General features: G+C 70.5%; 13 protein-coding genes and 1 pseudogene. 8 read left to right on the top strand and 6 right to left on the bottom strand.

Going from position 1 to position 16,821, the window contains the following annotated elements:
• Positions 1–67: 67 nt before the first annotated feature.
• The gene (gcvP, locus tag ACFZBB_RS34150; RefSeq protein WP_391130937.1) at positions 68–2,962 is read left to right on the top strand and encodes an aminomethyl-transferring glycine dehydrogenase; all 2,895 of its coding nucleotides are present in this window, start codon (positions 68–70) and stop codon (positions 2,960–2,962) included.
• A gap of 161 nt (positions 2,963–3,123) precedes the next feature.
• On the opposite strand, the gene ACFZBB_RS34145 is transcribed toward gcvP, so the two are convergent.
• Both ACFZBB_RS34145 and ACFZBB_RS34140 read right to left on the bottom strand, forming a co-directional pair.
• Positions 3,124–3,330 (bottom strand): DUF5999 family protein, encoded by a 207-nt coding sequence (locus ACFZBB_RS34145; protein ID WP_391130933.1) that lies wholly within the window; start codon positions 3,328–3,330, stop codon positions 3,124–3,126.
• Between the two features lie 252 nt (positions 3,331–3,582).
• Complete coding sequence (locus ACFZBB_RS34140) at positions 3,583–4,179, bottom strand: hypothetical protein (RefSeq protein WP_391130930.1); 597 nt, start codon at positions 4,177–4,179, stop codon at positions 3,583–3,585.
• Positions 4,180–4,636: 457 nt separating this feature from the next.
• Here ACFZBB_RS34140 and ACFZBB_RS34135 point away from each other — a divergent pair, with 457 nt between their 5' ends.
• A complete protein-coding gene (locus tag ACFZBB_RS34135; protein WP_355335712.1) occupies positions 4,637–6,127 on the top strand; it encodes a glutamate--cysteine ligase in 1,491 nt (496 codons plus the stop codon).
• Between the two features lie 45 nt (positions 6,128–6,172).
• Here the strand turns inward: ACFZBB_RS34135 and ACFZBB_RS34130 are convergent, their stop codons facing one another.
• Entirely contained in the window at positions 6,173–7,969 is a 1,797-nt protein-coding gene (locus ACFZBB_RS34130; RefSeq protein ID WP_391130927.1) for a substrate-binding domain-containing protein, read from the bottom strand.
• A gap of 106 nt (positions 7,970–8,075) precedes the next feature.
• On the opposite strand from ACFZBB_RS34130, the gene ACFZBB_RS34125 reads away from it, so the two are divergent.
• The gene (locus tag ACFZBB_RS34125) at positions 8,076–8,873 is read left to right on the top strand and encodes a type II CAAX prenyl endopeptidase Rce1 family protein (protein ID WP_391130923.1); all 798 of its coding nucleotides are present in this window, start codon (positions 8,076–8,078) and stop codon (positions 8,871–8,873) included.
• Between the two features lie 109 nt (positions 8,874–8,982).
• On the opposite strand, the gene ACFZBB_RS34120 is transcribed toward ACFZBB_RS34125, so the two are convergent.
• The 3 genes from ACFZBB_RS34120 to ACFZBB_RS34110 all read right to left on the bottom strand — a co-directional run bounded on the left by ACFZBB_RS34120 (position 8,983) and on the right by ACFZBB_RS34110 (position 11,677).
• On the bottom strand, positions 8,983–9,804 hold the full coding sequence (locus ACFZBB_RS34120) for a PhzF family phenazine biosynthesis protein (protein WP_355335705.1): 822 nt from the start codon (positions 9,802–9,804) through the stop codon (positions 8,983–8,985).
• Positions 9,805–9,998: 194 nt separating this feature from the next.
• The gene (locus ACFZBB_RS34115; RefSeq protein ID WP_391130920.1) at positions 9,999–10,430 is read right to left on the bottom strand and encodes a DUF6188 family protein; all 432 of its coding nucleotides are present in this window, start codon (positions 10,428–10,430) and stop codon (positions 9,999–10,001) included.
• Positions 10,431–10,495: 65 nt separating this feature from the next.
• Positions 10,496–11,677 (bottom strand): IS110 family transposase, encoded by a 1,182-nt coding sequence (locus ACFZBB_RS34110; protein ID WP_391130917.1) that lies wholly within the window; start codon positions 11,675–11,677, stop codon positions 10,496–10,498.
• Between the two features lie 312 nt (positions 11,678–11,989).
• On the opposite strand from ACFZBB_RS34110, the gene ACFZBB_RS34105 reads away from it, so the two are divergent.
• From ACFZBB_RS34105 to ACFZBB_RS34085, 5 genes and pseudogenes are all read left to right on the top strand, one after another.
• Positions 11,990–12,505, top strand: coding sequence for a TnsA-like heteromeric transposase endonuclease subunit (locus tag ACFZBB_RS34105; RefSeq protein ID WP_391130914.1), 516 nt, complete (start codon positions 11,990–11,992; stop codon positions 12,503–12,505).
• Between the two features lie 81 nt (positions 12,506–12,586).
• On the top strand, positions 12,587–12,742 hold the full coding sequence (locus tag ACFZBB_RS34100) for a hypothetical protein (RefSeq protein WP_391130911.1): 156 nt from the start codon (positions 12,587–12,589) through the stop codon (positions 12,740–12,742).
• Between the two features lie 356 nt (positions 12,743–13,098).
• Positions 13,099–14,614, top strand: a pseudogene (locus ACFZBB_RS34095) (Mu transposase C-terminal domain-containing protein).
• Positions 14,611–15,648 carry a TniB family NTP-binding protein gene (locus tag ACFZBB_RS34090; protein WP_391130909.1) on the top strand — a complete coding sequence of 346 codons (1,038 nt, stop codon included), beginning with the start codon at positions 14,611–14,613 and terminating at the stop codon, positions 15,646–15,648. Before ACFZBB_RS34095 ends, ACFZBB_RS34090 begins: the two are co-directional and overlap by 4 nt.
• 398 nt (positions 15,649–16,046) lie before the next feature.
• Positions 16,047–16,730, top strand: coding sequence for a hypothetical protein (locus tag ACFZBB_RS34085; RefSeq protein WP_391130906.1), 684 nt, complete (start codon positions 16,047–16,049; stop codon positions 16,728–16,730).
• Positions 16,731–16,821 lie beyond the last annotated feature (91 nt).

Below are 16,821 nucleotides of genomic sequence, written 5' to 3'. Positions count from 1 at the left end.
GGCCGTACGGGTGTCCGCGCGTCGCGGCACCCCCCGAAGGTCGTCGCAGACCAGGAGGCCTCCGCAGATGACTTCCCGTCGCATTCCCCTCGCCGAGCTGGAAGCGGGCGTGCCGTTCGCCAGGCGCCACATCGGACCCGACGCAGCGGCGCAGGCGAAGATGCTCGCCCAGGTCGGCTACGGCTCGCTGGACGAACTCACCGAAGCGGCCGTGCCCGACACCATCAGGAGCGCGCAGGCCCTGGCGCTGCCCGAGGCCCGCACCGAGGCCGAGGCGCTGGCCGAGCTGCGGGCGCTGGCGGACCGCAATCAGGTGCTGGCCCCGATGATCGGGCTGGGCTACTACGGCACCTTCACCCCGCCCGTCATCCTGCGCAATGTGATGGAGAACCCGTCCTGGTACACGGCCTACACGCCGTACCAGCCGGAGATCTCGCAGGGCCGCCTGGAGGCGCTGCTCAACTTCCAGACCGTCGTGGCCGACCTCACCGGGCTGCCCACCTCCGGCGCCTCGCTGCTCGACGAGAGCACCGCGGCGGCCGAGGCGATGGCGCTGTCCCGTCGGGTCGGCAAGGTCAAGCAGGGCGTCTTCCTGGTCGACGCCGACACCTTCCCGCAGACCGTCGCGGTGATCCGGACCCGCGCGGAACCGACCGGCGTCGAGGTCGTCGTCGCCGACCTGTCCGAGGGCATCCCGGCGGAGATCGCCGAGCGTGGCGTCTTCGGCGTGCTGCTCCAGTACCCGGGCGCCTCGGGCGCCGTACGGGACCCGCGCCCGGTCATCGAGCGCGCGCACGAGCTGGGCGCGGTCGTCACCGTCGCCGCCGACCTGCTGGCGCTGACGCTGCTCACCTCGCCGGGCGAGCTGGGCGCGGACATCGCGGTGGGCACCACCCAGCGTTTCGGCGTCCCCATGGGCTTCGGCGGACCGCACGCCGGATACATGGCCGTACGCGATTCCTACGCCCGCAACCTGCCCGGCCGCCTCGTCGGCGTCTCCGTGGACGCCGACGGCAACCGTGCCTACCGGCTGGCCCTCCAGACCCGCGAGCAGCACATCCGCCGCGAGAAGGCCACCAGCAACATCTGTACGGCGCAGGTCCTGCTCGCCGTGATGGCCGCGATGTACGCGGTCTACCACGGCCCCGACGGGCTCGCGCAGATCGCCGGCCGCACCCACCGCTACGCCGCGGTGCTCGCCGCGGGCCTGCGCGCGGGCGGCGTCGAGATCGTGCACGACGGCTACTTCGACACGCTCACCGCGCGGGTGCCGGGCCGCGCCGCCGAGGTCGTGGCCGCCGCCCGTCAGGCCGGGGTCAATCTGCGGCTGACCGACGCCGACCTGGTCGGTATCGCGTGCGACGAGACCACCGACCGGGCCCGCGTCGCGGCCGTTCTCGACGCCTTCGGCGTCCAGGGGAGCGCCGCCGACCTCGACGCGCTGGACGCGGCCACCGAGGACGCGCTGCCCGCCGGGCTGCTGCGCACCGACGCGTATCTGACCCATCCCGTCTTCCACCAGCACCGCAGCGAGACCGCGATGCTGCGCTATCTGCGGCGGCTGGCCGACCGCGACTACGCGCTGGACCGCGGGATGATCCCGCTGGGCTCCTGCACGATGAAGCTCAACGCGACCACCGAGATGGAGCCGGTCACCTGGCCCGAATTCGGCGCGCTGCACCCCTTCGCGCCGGTCGAGCAGGCCGAGGGCTACCTGGCGCTGATCCACGGCCTGGAGGACCAGCTCGCCGAGGTCACCGGCTACGACAAGGTCAGCCTCCAGCCCAACGCGGGCTCCCAGGGCGAACTGGCCGGGCTGCTCGCGGTCCGCGCCTACCACCGCGCCAACGGCGACACCGGCCGTACCGTCTGCCTGATCCCGTCCTCCGCGCACGGCACCAACGCCGCGAGCGCCGTGATGGCGGGCATGAAGGTCGTCGTGGTCAAGACCGGCGAGAACGGCGACGTGGACGTCACCGATCTGCACGCCAAGATCGAGCAGCACCGCGACCAGCTCGCCGTGCTGATGGTCACCTACCCGTCCACGCACGGCGTGTTCGAGGACAACATCACCGACATCTGCGCGGCCGTGCACGACGCGGGCGGCCAGGTGTACGTGGACGGCGCGAATCTCAACGCTCTGGTCGGTCTGGCCAGGCCCGGCCGGTTCGGGGCGGACGTCTCGCACCTGAACCTGCACAAGACCTTCTGCATCCCGCACGGGGGCGGCGGCCCCGGCGTCGGCCCGGTCGCGGTCCGCGCGCACCTGGCGCCGTACCTGCCGAACCACCCGCTCCAGCCCACTGCGGGACCGGCCACCGGCGTCGGCCCCGTCTCGGGCGCGCCGTGGGGCTCGGCGGGCATCCTGCCGATCTCCTGGACGTATGTACGGCTGATGGGCGCGGAAGGGCTCAAGCAGGCCACCCAGATGGCGGTACTGGGCGCGAATTACGTCGCCAAGCGGCTGGAGCCGCACTTCCCCGTGCTCTACACCGGCCCCGGCGGGCTGGTCGCGCACGAGTGCATCATCGACCTGCGGCCGCTGGCCAAGGAGACCGGCGTCAGCGTCGACGACATCGCCAAGCGGCTGATCGACTACGGCTTCCACGCGCCGACGATGTCCTTCCCGGTGGCGGGCACGCTGATGATTGAGCCGACCGAGAGCGAGGACCTGGCGGAGCTGGACCGTTTCTGCGACGCCATGATCGCGATCCGCGGCGAGATCGACCGGGTCGGCGCGGGCGACTGGCCGGCCGACGACAACCCGCTGCGCAACGCCCCGCACACCGCGGCGGCGCTCGGCGGCGACTGGGCGCACCCGTACAGCCGCGAGGAGGCGGTCTTCCCGGCCGGGGTCGTCGCGGCCGACAAGTACTGGCCGCCGGTGCGGCGGATCGACGGCGCTTTCGGCGACCGCAATCTGGTCTGCTCCTGCCCGCCGCTGGACGCGTACGAGAGCTGAGCGCGTTGGGCCGACCGGGTCCGGTGGTACGGGCCCGGCGGTCCCGCGCGAGGCTGGCCGCACATGGCGAAGCCGGTTCCGCTGTCAGCAGTGGAACCGGCTCTGTGTGTGGAGCGGTGCGCGGTGCGGCGCGGTCTCGTGTGCGGGCGGCCCCGTACCGGTCAGGCCGCGGCGGTGATCTGCTCGGTGCCCATTGGGCGGTGCGGCGCGATGATCTGCCCGTCGGGCAGCAGCTCGCCGGTGTCCTCGAAGAGGAGCACGCCGTTGCACAGCAGGCTCCAGCCCTGCTCCGGGTGGTGGGCCAGGGTGTGCGCGGCCTCACGGTCGGGGCACTCTGCGGTGGGGCACTGGGGCTTGTGCTGGCACATGGATGGTGTCTTTCGCTGCGAGAGGTGGCTGGTGCGGATGATTGCGCTGCCTGACTGGTTCATTTCCGTTCCCCCGTCGGTACGGCCGATCCCAGTGTTGCTCTACTGACGTCGATCCGCAGGGATTTCACGCAGGCAATCCCTGGAGGACAGGACGCGTCACTCCGCCGGACGGTTGCGAGGGCGGGACGCGACGGTGCCCCCGCGGCCCAGTGGCTCGCGGGGGCACCGTGGAGAGGCGGCGACAGGCCGTCAGGCGGGCGACCCCAGCAGCGGCGGCGGCGCCATCCGTACCGAGAGCAGCGGCATCAGCTCCGCCAGCCGGTGCAGCCGGTGCGGGGCGATGCCGGGCGGCGCGGGGGCCAGCGGCACCAGCACGTCCGCCGGGGTGGGCTGGGCCGTCGAGGCGTCGGCACGCGGGTCGCAGTGCAGCCACAGCGCCAGCATGTACAGGCTGGGCACGGAGAGCAGATGCGGTTGGTAAGTGGCGGGCAGCGTGTCCCCCTGGCGCAGCGCCCGCTCGGTGGAGGCCAGGAACGGCCCCTCGGAGAAGCGCGAGAAGACCCAGCCGTCAGCCGTCGCCACGGTCTCGCCCGCGGCGACGGTGCCTTGCGGCCAGCCCCCGGCGAGGATGTGGAACCGCCAGCCGGTCAATCGTGCGCGAGGCAGGCCGCCGGGGACGTCCGTCGGTTCGAACACATGGACAGGGAGCGGGTGTTCGGCGGTGAGGGGCCCTTGGGCGTTCCGCAGCGCGGGCGTCCGGGCCTCCTGGACCGCGGTGGGAGAGCTGAGCGCGGCCAGGATGCTCCGCAGGGCGGGAGCAGGTGCTGGGGGGACAAGCAGCGGCATGGTGTCGCCTCTCACTGGGAGACAAACGGTGGTGCGGGGGCGGGGGTGCGGACGGCGCATGAGGGCGGAAAGGGGATCGGCTCAGGCGCGTCCGGCGAGGGCGGATGCTTTGCCTTGTTCGCGGAGTTTATACGACGTGTGTTCGCTCCGTGTTTCGTCTAGTCGCAGCCAGTATTACGCGCAAGGCGAGAAATCGCCTTTTTCTGCGATGGCCCACGAAGCATTCGTGCAGGGTGCGCGGTGTGCGCCGCATATTTCTGCCCGCTACGGACGGCTGGATCCCGCCGGTCGTATTCACGAAGTTTTTACGCCGCGCCGTGACCGTGGTATGTGCCACAGGAACCCACTGTGTTAGCCGTTGTGCACAGCCTAGTGGCAGACGCGGGGCCACCGTGGCGTTATCGATCATTTGGGTGGGCATCCTCCCGTGAGTATCCGTACGAGGAAGGACGCGTCGATGGGCGAGAAGGTCGTTGCCAACGGGTTCGACCTGGCCGACCGGAGGCTGTACCGGCGCAAGCTGCGGCAGTGTCTCGTGGGGCTGGAGCGGCTGTTGGACGAGAAGCGATTCGACCGGCCGCGCAATCTGATGGGTCTGGAGATCGAATTGAATCTCGCGGATTCCGACGGGCTGCCGCGCATGATGAACGAAGAGGTGCTTGAGCGCATCGCGAGCCGGGATTTCCAGACGGAGCTCGCGCAGTTCAATATTGAAGTAAACATCGCGCCGCACCGGCTTTCCGGCCGGGTCATGGACCGCCTCGCCGAGGAACTGCGGATCGGTCTCGGGTATGCCGACCGGATGGCCCGCGAGGTGGGCGCGCACATCGTGATGGTGGGAATTCTGCCCACTCTGGAGGCCCAGGACCTGGTCTCCGCCAACCTCTCCCGCGCCGACCGGTACACGCTGCTCAACGAGCGGATACTGGCGATGCGCGGTGAGGACATCACGCTCGACATCGAGGGCGCCGAACGGCTGCTCTACACCTCCGCCTCCATCGCGCCCGAGGCCGCCTGCACCTCCACCCAGATGCACCTCCAGGTCACCCCCGGCCGCTTCGCCGACGTGTGGAACGCGGCGCAGGTCGTGTCGGGACCGCAGGTGGCCGTCGGCGCCAACTCGCCGTTCCTCTTCGGCCGTGAGCTGTGGCGCGAGACCCGCGCGCCGCTCTTCCTCCAGGCCACCGACGTCCGTCCGGAGGAGCTGGTGGCCCAAGGGGTGCGGCCCATCACGTGGTTCGGCGAGCGCTGGATCGACTCCGCCGCCGACCTCTTCGCGGAGAACGTACGGTACTTCCCCTCGCTGCTGCCGATCTGCGACGAGGAGGACCCGCTGCGGGTCCTGGACGACGGGGGAGTGCCGCAGTTGCGCGAACTCACCCTGCACAACGGCACGATCTACCGCTGGAACCGTCCCGTCTACCAGGTGGTCGACGGCGTCCCGCACCTGCGCGTGGAGAACCGGGTGATGCCCGCCGGTCCCACGGTGGCCGACGTCGTCGCCAACACCGCCTTCTACTACGGTCTGGTCCGCGCCCTGGCCGAGGCGTCACGCCCGGTCTGGCACAAGCTGCCCTTCGCCGCCGCCGCGGCCAACTTCGAGGCCTCCTGCCGTGACGGCATCGGCGCGGTCCTCCAGTGGCCGCGCGGCCGCAACGGCGGCCTCGCGGAGATCCCCGCCACCGACCTGATCCTCGACGAACTGCTGCCGCTGGCGGCGGCGGGGCTCGACGCGTGGGGCATCGAGGCCGTCGACCGCGACCACTACCTCGGCATCATCGAACAGCGCTGCCGCCGCCGTACCAACGGCGCCGAATGGCAGTCGGCGGTCTTCCACCGGATGCTGGAACGCGGCCTCGACCGGCGGCCCGCGCTCGCCGCGATGACCCAGCGGTACCGCGAACTCATGCTGGACGGCGAGCCGGTGCACTCCTGGCCGGTGGCGTGAGCCGTGGCGCGCGGGCCCAATGCGGCGCGGACCCGTACAGCGGCCTCAGGGCGCCTTCGCGGCGGCGCTGGTGGCCGCCGCCACGACGGCCTTCAGCAGGACCGCCTGGATCTCCGAGGGGTCGTTGACCTGATACGCGGCCCCGCCGGTGGCCTTCGCGATACGGTCGCAGGCCGCCTTGTCGGCGTTCGCGCCGACCGCGATGGCGATCAGCGGCACCGGCCGCGCCGGGTCGTCGAGCGTCTTGAGCCTGGACGTCAGGGCGTTGAGCGAGATGCTGCCCGGGTCCTCGTTGGCGCCGTCGGTGAGGATCACCACCGCGTTGAATTTGCCGGTCCCGTACGAGGAGACGGCGCTTTGGTAGACCGCGAGCGCCGTGTCGTACAGGCCGGTCGAGCCGCCCGGCACCGGCTGGAGGTCATGGAACGCGCTGTCGAGCTGCTGGCGGCGCGTGACGCCCTTGGCGACGGTGCCGCCGAGCGGCCCGGTGCGGACGATCTCCTGGTAGTCGCGCGAGCCGCTGAGCCGGGTGGAGAAGCGCCACAGCCCGATCTCGTCCTTCGCGGTGAACTGCGACAGCGCCTGCCGCAGCGACTCCTTGGTGATGTCGAGGCGCGACCTGCCGCCCGAACCGGGGACGACGTCCGCCATCGACCCGGACACGTCCACGACCGTGGTGATCCGCGCGCTCTGCACGGTGATCTGCCACATCAGCCGGAGCTTTTGGAGCTCGGGCGCGGAGGGTGAGGGCGCGGGCGTGGCCGACAGGGGCTGCGGCGACTGGCCGCCCGCGCGCCGCACGGTCTCCGTGACCGGATCGCCGCCGGGCGTACGGAAACCCGCGTCCGCGATCGTCCGCACGCCCTCGTCGTTGCCCAGCAGGGTCAGGAAGCGGTTGGCGGCCCGGCCCTGATCGGTGCTCAGATGCAGGTCGTCGACCATCGTGTACGGGTAGTCCAGGGTCGCCGCGCCGTCCGAGGGGTAGAACAGCCGCAGCGGCGGCGCGGAACCGCCGTTGTGCGCGAACGCCGCCTGTTCGGACAGGATCAGCGCCTGGCTCCGCTTGGGGTCGGCCAGCTCCGCCGGTGTCGTGTCGCGCGGCAGCGTCGCGACCGCCTGCTCGTCGCTCGGCTCGGTGCGCTGCGCGAGGGCCTTCGCGGCAGCCGCCGACTCGGTGTCGGAGTCGGTGCCCTCGCTCCCGCCGGTCCGCGCGATCGATGCGTTGATCATCGCCAGCGCCAGCATGCCCGTGGAGTTGAGCGCCGGATCGGCCGTACCGAACCGCAGATCCGGCCTGCTGCCCGCCACCCCGGCCAACTCCGCCCAGGTGTACGTCTTGGACGGCCAGCCCAGCGTCGTGGCCTGCGACTGGAGCGCGCCGACCACCACGGGGGACTCGGCGACCGACCGCAGCTTCGTCAACGCCCTGGCGCTGCCGGTGGCGGACGTCTGGGCCACCCACAGGCTGTCGTCCGGCACCCACACCGCGAAGTCCGGCTTCTTGGTGTTGTCGACCAGTTCCGCGGCGACGTCGGCGGAGTTCCGCGCGGTCACCCGGACGTCCAGACAGCGGCCGTCGGTCGTGTCGTGCTCGCGGCGCGCCCGGTCGGCGACGGCGGTCAGCGCGGGCGCGATGTCGGGCGAGGCGACCGCGCCGATCCGTACCGTGCCACCGCGGCACGCGCCGCTCAGCGGCAGCAGTCCGCCGCGCAGCACCGCGAAGGCGCCCGCGCCCGCCGTGATCACCAGCACGGTGGCCGCCGCGGTGGCACGGCGCCGGGTCCTGGCAGGCGGCGCTCCACCCGTCGATTCCCGGCCATCGGATATGCGGTGACGACCCATCGCTCCGTGCCTCTCCTGGGGTGGCTACGAACAGTAGACCCCGGCCTTCGTATCTTTGCCGGAGACCATAGCCATGCGCGGACGGCGCTGAAGCGGGATGACGTAAATGGAGGTCCGCGTGCACGCAGAGTCATACGAGGTGGAGGCAGGGTTGCAGCGGCGGACGCTGCGCAGCGAGACCCTGATCGTCTTGGCGCTGTCGCTGGGAGCGAGCGGCGTTTCCGCGCTGATCGACTTCATCGGTTCCGTGACGAGGCCGGGCGCGCTCAAGGACCAGGCGGCCACCCTCGTCGGCTCCCAGGCGCCGGGCCGACCGTGGCTGGATCTGGCCTGGCAGGTCTTCTACATCGCCACCGCGCTCGCCCCGGTGGCGCTCGTTGCCCACCTGCTGGCCAGGGAGCGGGTCGGCATGCCCGTGATCGGCTTCGACCGCACCCGGCCGCGGCTCGACCTGGCCCGGGGCGCGGCCGTCGCGGCCGTCATCGGCGGCACCGGGCTCGCCTTCTACCTCGGGGTCAGGGCGGCCGGCTTCAACCTCACCGTCGTGCCCGAGTCGCTGCCCGACGTGTGGTGGAAGATCCCGGTCCTGATCGCCTCCGCCGTGCAGAACGCGGTGCTCGAAGAGGTGATCGTGGTCGGCTATCTGCTGCGCAGGCTCGGCCAGTTGGGCTGGAGCCCGGCCGCCGCGCTGGCCGCGAGCGCGCTGCTGCGCGGCTCGTACCACCTCTACCAGGGCGTCGGCGGCTTCGTCGGCAACATGGTGATGGGCGTCGTCTTCGTGCTGCTGTACCGGCGGTGGGGCCGGGTGAGGCCGCTGGTGGCGGCCCACTCCCTCATCGACACGGTGGCCTTCGTCGGGTACGCGCTGCTGGCCGGGAAGGTGGGGTGGCTGCCCACGGGGTGACGCGCGAGCGGAGCCCTTGTGCCGGTGCAGACGGCGCTTGCGGCCTTTCGGCACCGCGCTGTGACGGCACCGCGCTGTGACGGCACCGCGCTGTGACGGCACCGCGGCCTTACGGCACCGCGTGCAACTCGCCGTCCACCACGGTGACCGCGGCGCCGGTCAGCAGCACCCGCTCGCCGCGCACCCGGGTACGGACCAGCCCGCCGCGCGGGGACGCCTGGAAGCCGGTGAGCGTCGTGCGGCCGAGCCGCTGCGACCAGAACGGCGCCAGCGCGGTGTGCGCGCTGCCGGTCACCGGGTCCTCGTCGATGCCGACAGCGGGGAAGAAGCCGCGCGAGACGAAGTCGTATCCGCGCGAGTCGTCCTCGGCCGCCGCGGTGGCGATCACCCCGCGCCGCGAGTGCCGGGCGAGTGCCGCGAAGTCGGGCGCCAGTGCCCGTACGGTCTTCTCGTCGGTGACCTCGATCAGCAGGTCACCGCAGTCGGGGCCGGTGTCCAGCACGGTCAGCGGCTTGGCGCCGAGCGCCGCCGCGACACCCGTCGGCGCGGCCACCGGCGTGAGCGGGGCCGCCGGGAAGTCCAAGGTGATCGAGCCGTCCCCGGCCGCCTCCGCCGACAGCACGCCCGCGCTGGTACGGAACCAGACCGTGCCCTTGTGCGCGCCGCTGGTGCGCAGCACATGGGCGGTGGCCAGCGTGGCGTGCCCGCACAGCCCCACCTCCGTGACCGGGGTGAACCAGCGCAGCGCCCAGTCCGCTTCCGGCGCGTCGGCCAGCCGGTGCGCGAACGCGGTCTCGGACAGATTCAGCTCCGCCGCGACCTGCTGAAGCCACCGGTCCGGCGGAAACTCCTCCGAGTCGAGCAGCAGCACCCCCGCCGGATTGCCGGTGAACGGGCGGTCGGTGAAGGCGTCGACTATTCGGATGCGCATGGCGAGAGCGTAGCGGCGCGCCCCACGCCCGGCGGGCGGTGTTCGGCGGATTCCGCTTCCGGTGACCGCGCCCGCTCGTGACGCGTGACGCGCCCGCCCCGTCGCCCGCCCGTCGCCGCTGTCCGGTGTCACCGATTCCTAATGTCGTTGTCAAGTGGCTGAGCCCCCACGGGCGGGCATCAAGGCAGATCGTGCTATTGACTCGCTTCCCCCGAGCCGGGCCAGACTGCGAGGTCGCCTCCGGGTGGTGAGACGAAGCGCCACCCTCGTGGTCCCTCGAGCTGCCAGGCTTCGAATGACGGGTCACTCGGACATGTCAGGTGAGTGCCGTCGTCGAAGACCATCCGCAGGCCGCCCGTCTTGAAGGCGACGAGGGACAGCACTGTCGCGCCGAAAAGGGGGAGGGCTGCGGCCACATCCTGGGATTCCGGGGTGAGAAGCACGCCGGGATCGGCATGGACCGACCCAGACGAAAGTCGAGTGGGCCCTTCCAGCACGACTTCCCAGCCCGCGTCGAGTGCGAGCGTCAGCCGGAAGTCGATGTGGATCCTGACGACGCTCAGGCCGCGGAGATTGGGGACCCATCGGTCCTCGTGCTCGCGCGGATCCTCTCCAGTGCTTATCACTGCACCATGGTGCACTCTGTCCGAAGGGCCGCGGTGGGCTGGTCTTGGCTGACGGCTGCTCGCAGTCACGCGGGAGGCGCCGGCTGATAGCAGCGTTGGTCGCGGAGGAGTGCCCAGATGACGTTGACGCGGCGGCGAGCCAGGGCGAGGACGGCCTGGGTGTGGCGTTTGCCTTCGGCGCGTTTGCGGTCGTAGAAGCGCCGTGATTCCTCGCAGCAGCGGATGCTGATCAGTGCGGAGGTGTAGAAAACGCGTTGGAGGCGTCGGTTGTAGCGTTGCGGACGACGCAAATTGCCACTGATCTTGCCCGAGTCGCGGGGGGGGGCGGGCGCGACGCCGCCGAAGCCGGCCAGGCGATCTGGGGTTCCGAAGGCTTCCATGTCGCCGCCGGTGGCGGCCAGGAACTCGGCCCCGAGGATGGGGCCCAGGCCCGGCAGGCTCGCGAGGATCTCAGCGTGTTCGTGCTCGCGGAATCGGGCCGCGATGTGCCTGTCCAATTCGGCGATCTGCTGGTTGAGCGCTATCACCTGGCTGGCCAGGGTGTGGACCATCCGGGCGGCCGTCCTCTCACCCGGGACGCTGGTGTGCTGGCTTCCGGCAGCCTCCAGCGCCACTTCGGCTATCTGGCCGGCACTGCGAACCTTGCGGTTCCGCAGCCAGGTCTCCAGCCGCCGGGCGCCGAGGCGTCGCAGGGCGGCTGGTGTCTGATAGCCGGTCAGCAGGGTCAGCGGCCCGGCGTTGGTGAGGTCAAGTGCCCGGTCCAGTGCCGGGAAGATGCCGGTGAGGTGGGCGCGGAGCCGGTTGACGGTGCGGGTCCGGTCGGCGACCAGGTCCGAGCGGTGGACAGTGAGGAGCTTCAGGTCGGTGGCGATCTCGTCACTAACCTCAAGCAGCTGCAGGTCCCGGCGGATGCGAGCCTGGTCGGCGATCACGGCCGCGTCCTTCGCATCGGTCTTGCCCTCGCCGCAGTAACCCTCGGAAGCGCGGTGAATGGCCCGCCCGGAGATGTAGAACGCTCGTTGGCCGTGGTTGAGCAGGAGGGCGATGATCAGGGCGGCCCCGCCGTCGGCAAGGTCGATACCCCAGGTCACGTCGTCGCCCAGGGCCAGGACGTCGGCCAGTAGCTGGAGCAGCTCCGGTTCGTCGTTGGCGACGCGGCGTGACAGCAGCCGGCCGCCATCCTCGTCGATCGCCACGCAGTGGTGGTGGGTCTTGCCTGCGTCGATGCCGGCCCAGATCGCGGCCACGTGGTGCCTCCGTGCGGTGGGGTGCTGGTGCTCCCGACGGACGACGTCGCTGTCGATTCCCTACGGAGCGATCGAATCGCAATTCCTAATTGGCAGCCGAGTCGTCGTGGGGCGTCGGGCGGCCAATCAGTGGAAGCCACGGACGGCAGAACCTTGAAAGCCACACCCGACACCCCCGGGTGGGCCAACCATACGAAGGGCTCGCCCGATGACCGCTCTCATCCAATCGAGTCGTCTACTCAGCGAACCCAGTCGTTTGGCCCTCCGTCTCAGTGAACCTAGGCGCGTAGGTGATCGGGCTGGGGGTGCTGGGTGGCTGTACCGGCTGGGGTGGATCTTCCGGGACCGTGCGTCGACCTGTCGTACGTGGACCTCGTACGCGAGCGACGACGGCGTCCGCTGCTGGACTGTGTGACGACCCGTTTCGAGGACGTGGCACCGGTACGGCCCTTTCGATGGTCTCGCGGTGAGCGTCACTTCGCGGGCTGGTACTGGGCCGCGACGACTGGGCAGCACGTCGGCTTCGAGTCCTGGTTGGAGCGGGATCGGCTCCTGCTCCTGGACTTCGACCCGAAGGTGACGGCGATCGCCTCGCAGCCGTTCTGGCTGTACTGGCACGACGGCGAACGAGAACGTCGGCACGCCCCGGACTACTTCGCCCGCCGCGCGGATGGCTCGGCGGTGGTCATCGACGTCCGCGCGGATGAGCGGATCGAGCCGAAGGACGCGGAAGCGTTCGAGGTGACGCGGCTCGCCTGCGCTCAGGCCGGGTGGGGGTTCGAGCGGGTCGGGACGCCGGAGGCGGTGCTGCTGGCGAATGTGCGGTAGCTCTCGCGCTACAGGCACCCGCGGTGCCTGCACCGCCGGGTTGCCGACCGGCTGCGGGAGGTCTTCGAGGAGCCGGGCCCGATGTTTCCAGGGGCCGACGCCGCGGGTGACCGGCTCGCGACACTACCCACCCTCTTTCATCTGCTCTGGCTCCAGGAACTGGCCGTCAACGGGCTGGCGGTCGAGCTGATGGGACCGCGCACAGTCGTGAGCCTGGCCGCCGGGGGTGCCCAGTGAGCGGGACGGGGCGGAAGGTCCCGCCCACCTCCCGGATCGCGGAGCTTCCCGAGACGGCGGCCGAACAGGCCCGTTGGTGGGAGGGGCACATTCTCGAAGTGCTGCACGGCCTGCCGTTGGACGCTTTCGAAGGAGCGGTGCCGCGCCCGGAGTTCGATCCGCGACGGACCTCGCTGGCTGAGCGTGAGCGAGCCAAGGCGGCCGAGGTGACGGCGGCCGGGCACCCAGTGACAGCCAGCGGGATCAAGCAGCGGCGCCAGCGTTATCAGCGTGACGGACTGGTCGGGCTGGCCGACGGCCGGTCCGCCAAACAGATGCCGCCTTTCGGCATGGTCGATGCGGTAGTGGTGGAGGCGATGCGGCAGGCGATCGGCGAGACAGCCGAGGACTCGTCGAAGACGATCGGGTTCATCGTCTGGCGGGCCAAGGAGATCCTGGCCAGCCAGGAGAAGGCCGCCGATGTCGAGGTTCCTTCCCGGGCGACCCTCTACCGGCTCTACAGCAAGCCGGCGACCGGCACTCATGCGACGGGCTCGGCCCGCACGCGCCGGTCGGTCAACCCACGGCCGCCCGGCCCGTTCGGGGAAGTGCCGGCCAGCGCGCCGGGCGAGCTCATGCAGATCGACTCGACCCCGCTGGACGTGCTGGTGCGGCTGGACGACGGCATTGCGGAGGAAGAACGAGCTGACCGCGATGGTCGACATCGCGACCAGGTCGATCACCGCGGCGGTGCTGCGGCCGACGACGAAGTCTGCCGACGCCTCCGCGCTGCTGGCCCGCAGTGTCACCCCGGAGGTGATGCGATCGGGCTGGTCGGAAGCCCTGCTGATGTCCCGTTCGGTGCTGCCGCACCGGCGGCTGCTGAGCATGGACGAGCGCTTGGAGCACGCGGCGGCACGGCCGGTGATCGTTCCGGAGACGATCGTCTGCGACCACGGCAAGGTGTTCATCTCGAACAACTTCCGCGCGTCCTGCCGGTATTTGGGCATCAACCTGCAGCCGGCCCACAGGGCGACCCCGACGGACAAGGGCACGATCGAGAAGACCCTGGGCTCGGTGGCCACGCTGTTCGCTCAGTTCGCCGCGGGCTACACCGGTTCGACCGCGGACCGCCGGGGCCGGAAGCTGGAGGACGGGCCGCTGTGGTCGTTGCCCGAGCTGCAGGGCCTTCTCGAAGAATGGATCATCGCCGTCTGGCAAACCAGGCCGCATGACGGGCTGCGTGATCCGCAGGCACCGAAGCGGGCGTTCTCGCCGAACGAGAAGTACGCCACGCTGGTGGAGTCCTGCGGCTACGTCCCGGTCCCGCTGAACGGCGAGGACTTCATCGAGCTGCTGCCCGAGCGCTGGCAGGCGATCAACGCCTACGGCATCCGGATCAAGCACCGCACCTACGACGACGTCGAGTTGGGCCCATTGCGTCGCCAGCACTCCGGGGTGGCAGAGAAGAAGGGTCTGTGGGAGATCCACTACGACCCCTACGACATCTCCCGGATCTGGGTACGCGACCGCCAGGGCGATCGGTGGATCACCGTGTTCTGGAAGCACCTTCGCCGCGTCGGCGTCCCGTTCGGGGAACTGGCCTGGGACCACGCCTGCGAGCAGGTCCCAGGCGGCACCGAGGAACAGATCGCGGACGCCGCCGCTGCCCTGCTGCGGCGGGCCCATGCGGGCCCCGCACCGGAGAAGGGCCCTGAGGCCAAGCGTTCCCGCCGCGTCGCCGCCCGGACCCGGGCCACCACCCCCGACCGACCGATCCCGGACGCACCCGCCGCCGAGCCCACGCCGGACGAAGAGCCGGACACCGAGCTGGCCAAGGTCATCCCGCTGGGCCTCTTCGACCCGCTCGCCAACCCCTGGAGACGTCCGTGACCATCCCTGAACCGGCAGGCCGCCGAACCGCCCTGCACGAGGCCGATGCCGCGGCCAACCGCCAACTCACCACCCTCGACGGATGGCGGACGTTCGCCGCCGGCCCGCCCGAACCCCCGCTCCTGCTGTCCTCCGATGAACTGTGCAGGCTGTCCCCGGCAGAGCGGGCCCTCTACGACGAGGACCGGCTCGACCATCACGCGCGGATGCTCGTAGTCGCCACCTCGTTCGTCGAGAAGACGGTGGTCTGCGGCCGTCGGCTGGTCCTGCTCAACCGGCACGCGATCAGCGCCCGCCGCGGCCTGATGGTCTCCGGCCTGCCGGGCACGGGCAAGACCAGCGCCATCACCCAGCTCGGGCTCGCCCATGAACTCCTCGACCAGGCCCGTCACCCGAACGTCGCCGGCCGCATCCCGGTGCTCTACATCACCGTCCCGCCAGCCGCGACCGCCCGCATGGTCGCCGCCGAGTTCGCGCGGTTCCTGGGCCTGCCGGTCCGTCCCCGGTCGAACATGACGGACATCATCGAGGCCGTGGTCGGGGTCTGCACGGACTCCTGCACCGGCATGGTGCTGGTCGACGAGATTCACAACGTCTCGCAGGTCACGCGGGCCGGCGGTGAGGTCTCTGACACCCTGAAGTACTTCTCCGAGCGCATCCCCGCGACGTTCGTCTATGCGGGTATCGGCCTGGAGACCAGCGAACTCCTCACCGGCACCCGGGGCGCCCAGATCGCTGGCCGCTTCACCCTCGTCCCCACCCGCCCGTTCCCCTACGGCGACGAGTGGAAGGGCCTGGTCGCGACCATGGAACAGACCTTGCTCCTGCACGACCACCCCCAGGGCAGTCTGGTGAAGCTGGACCGTTACCTCCACAACCGGGCCGACGGCATGATCGGAGCGTTGTCCCACGCCATTCGGGGCGCCGCGATCGACGCGATCCTGGGCGGGACCGAACGCGTGACCAAAGAAGCACTCGACGAGATCCCCCTGGACCACGCCGCGGAAACCGTGAGAAAGCCGGCCGCCCGGTGACCGATTCGCTGCCCGAACAGTTGGTCCGGCTCCCCGTCCAGGTCTCACTGCGACTCGGTGAGGGAACCGACTCCTTCATCCGCCGACTGGCTCAGGCGAACCACCTCAAGCCCAGCTACCTGCGCGGATGCCTGGTCGGCCCGCCCGACTACGGGCGCGGGAAACGACCACGCGCTGACCGACTCGCCGCAGTTACCGGCCGTCGACAAGAGGTACTGGAACGGGTGCTGGCCGATCTGGTGCGAAAGAAACGTGCGAGGCCGACCCCGGACAAGCCCAAGCGTCGTGTCACAGCCAGCGCGGACAAGCCGGCGCTCTTCGCAGCGATCCGTCGGGACGTCCAAGCGGGAGAGCAGTCCGTCAGAAAGTTGGCCGCGAGGCATCGCGTGAGCCCATACATGGTCCGCCAGGCTCTCGCCTCACCGACTCCTCCGCCGCGCAAGGAGCGCGCGGCCATCCAGGGCCGGGCCAAAGGACGCGTCGGTCCCGCCATCGACGTCATCCTCGACGAATACGCTGCCACGCATGCTGGCCAACTTCCCACGGTCGGGCTGGTCTGGGAGAGGCTGCTGGACGAACACGACGCCAGCGTGTCCTACGGCACCGTTCACCGCTACATGTCCAGCCACCCGCTGAGGAACCCGGACACATTGACCAGGAACTCCGAACGCAGTGCGGGAAACTACCTCGCCGCCACCCAGCAGACCTTCCATGCGAACGTGCTCCAGCACTACCAGGCCCTGCTGACCGCGGTGCGTCGCGAGCCCGCCCGGCACGGCCTCGACGGCTCCTTCTCCTCGATGACCGCTTTTCTCCTCGGCCTGGACGCCGGAAGCTCGTGGAGCATGCTCACAGGGTTCCAGGAGTGGCTCGTGGTCCGCCTCGGCCGAGGCCACGACCTGACCTGGCCCCTTCTCGTCCGCCACCTCACTCCGGGGGGCTGGACTCACCCGCTCACCAAGCAGGCCGACGCCGCAGCGGTGATCACGCTCCACCGGCTCCTCCGCGACTACTTCACGGTCCGAGAGCGGTCGGACGGCCTCGCAAGGATCTTCCTGGATTACCAGTCCTGGATGGTCTGAGGGGCCTCACGTTTTCCGGACAGGCTTCTGACCGTTTATTTCACGCGGCGATTCGCAACTTCTCATACTCGGCGTGGACTTCGCGCGGAGG

The organism is Streptomyces sp. NPDC008139 (genome assembly GCF_042957025.1).
Classification (GTDB): domain Bacteria; phylum Actinomycetota; class Actinomycetes; order Streptomycetales; family Streptomycetaceae; genus Actinacidiphila.
This window is presented reverse-complemented; position numbering and strand designations above follow the sequence as displayed.

Excerpts from the sequence above, each read along its gene's own strand:
- gcvP (WP_391130937.1), top strand. The coding sequence starts at position 68 with ATGACTTCCCGTCGCATTCCCCTCGCCGAGCTGGAAGCGGGCGTGCCG.
- ACFZBB_RS34145 (WP_391130933.1), bottom strand. The coding sequence starts at position 3,330 with ATGTGCCAGCACAAGCCCCAGTGCCCCACCGCAGAGTGCCCCGACCGT.
- ACFZBB_RS34140 (WP_391130930.1), bottom strand. The coding sequence starts at position 4,179 with ATGCCGCTGCTTGTCCCCCCAGCACCTGCTCCCGCCCTGCGGAGCATC.
- ACFZBB_RS34135 (WP_355335712.1), top strand. The coding sequence starts at position 4,637 with ATGGGCGAGAAGGTCGTTGCCAACGGGTTCGACCTGGCCGACCGGAGG.
- ACFZBB_RS34130 (WP_391130927.1), bottom strand. The coding sequence starts at position 7,969 with ATGGGTCGTCACCGCATATCCGATGGCCGGGAATCGACGGGTGGAGCG.
- ACFZBB_RS34125 (WP_391130923.1), top strand. The coding sequence starts at position 8,076 with ATGGAGGTCCGCGTGCACGCAGAGTCATACGAGGTGGAGGCAGGGTTG.
- ACFZBB_RS34120 (WP_355335705.1), bottom strand. The coding sequence starts at position 9,804 with ATGCGCATCCGAATAGTCGACGCCTTCACCGACCGCCCGTTCACCGGC.
- ACFZBB_RS34100 (WP_391130911.1), top strand. The coding sequence starts at position 12,587 with ATGTTTCCAGGGGCCGACGCCGCGGGTGACCGGCTCGCGACACTACCC.
- ACFZBB_RS34085 (WP_391130906.1), top strand. The coding sequence starts at position 16,047 with ATGGTCCGCCAGGCTCTCGCCTCACCGACTCCTCCGCCGCGCAAGGAG.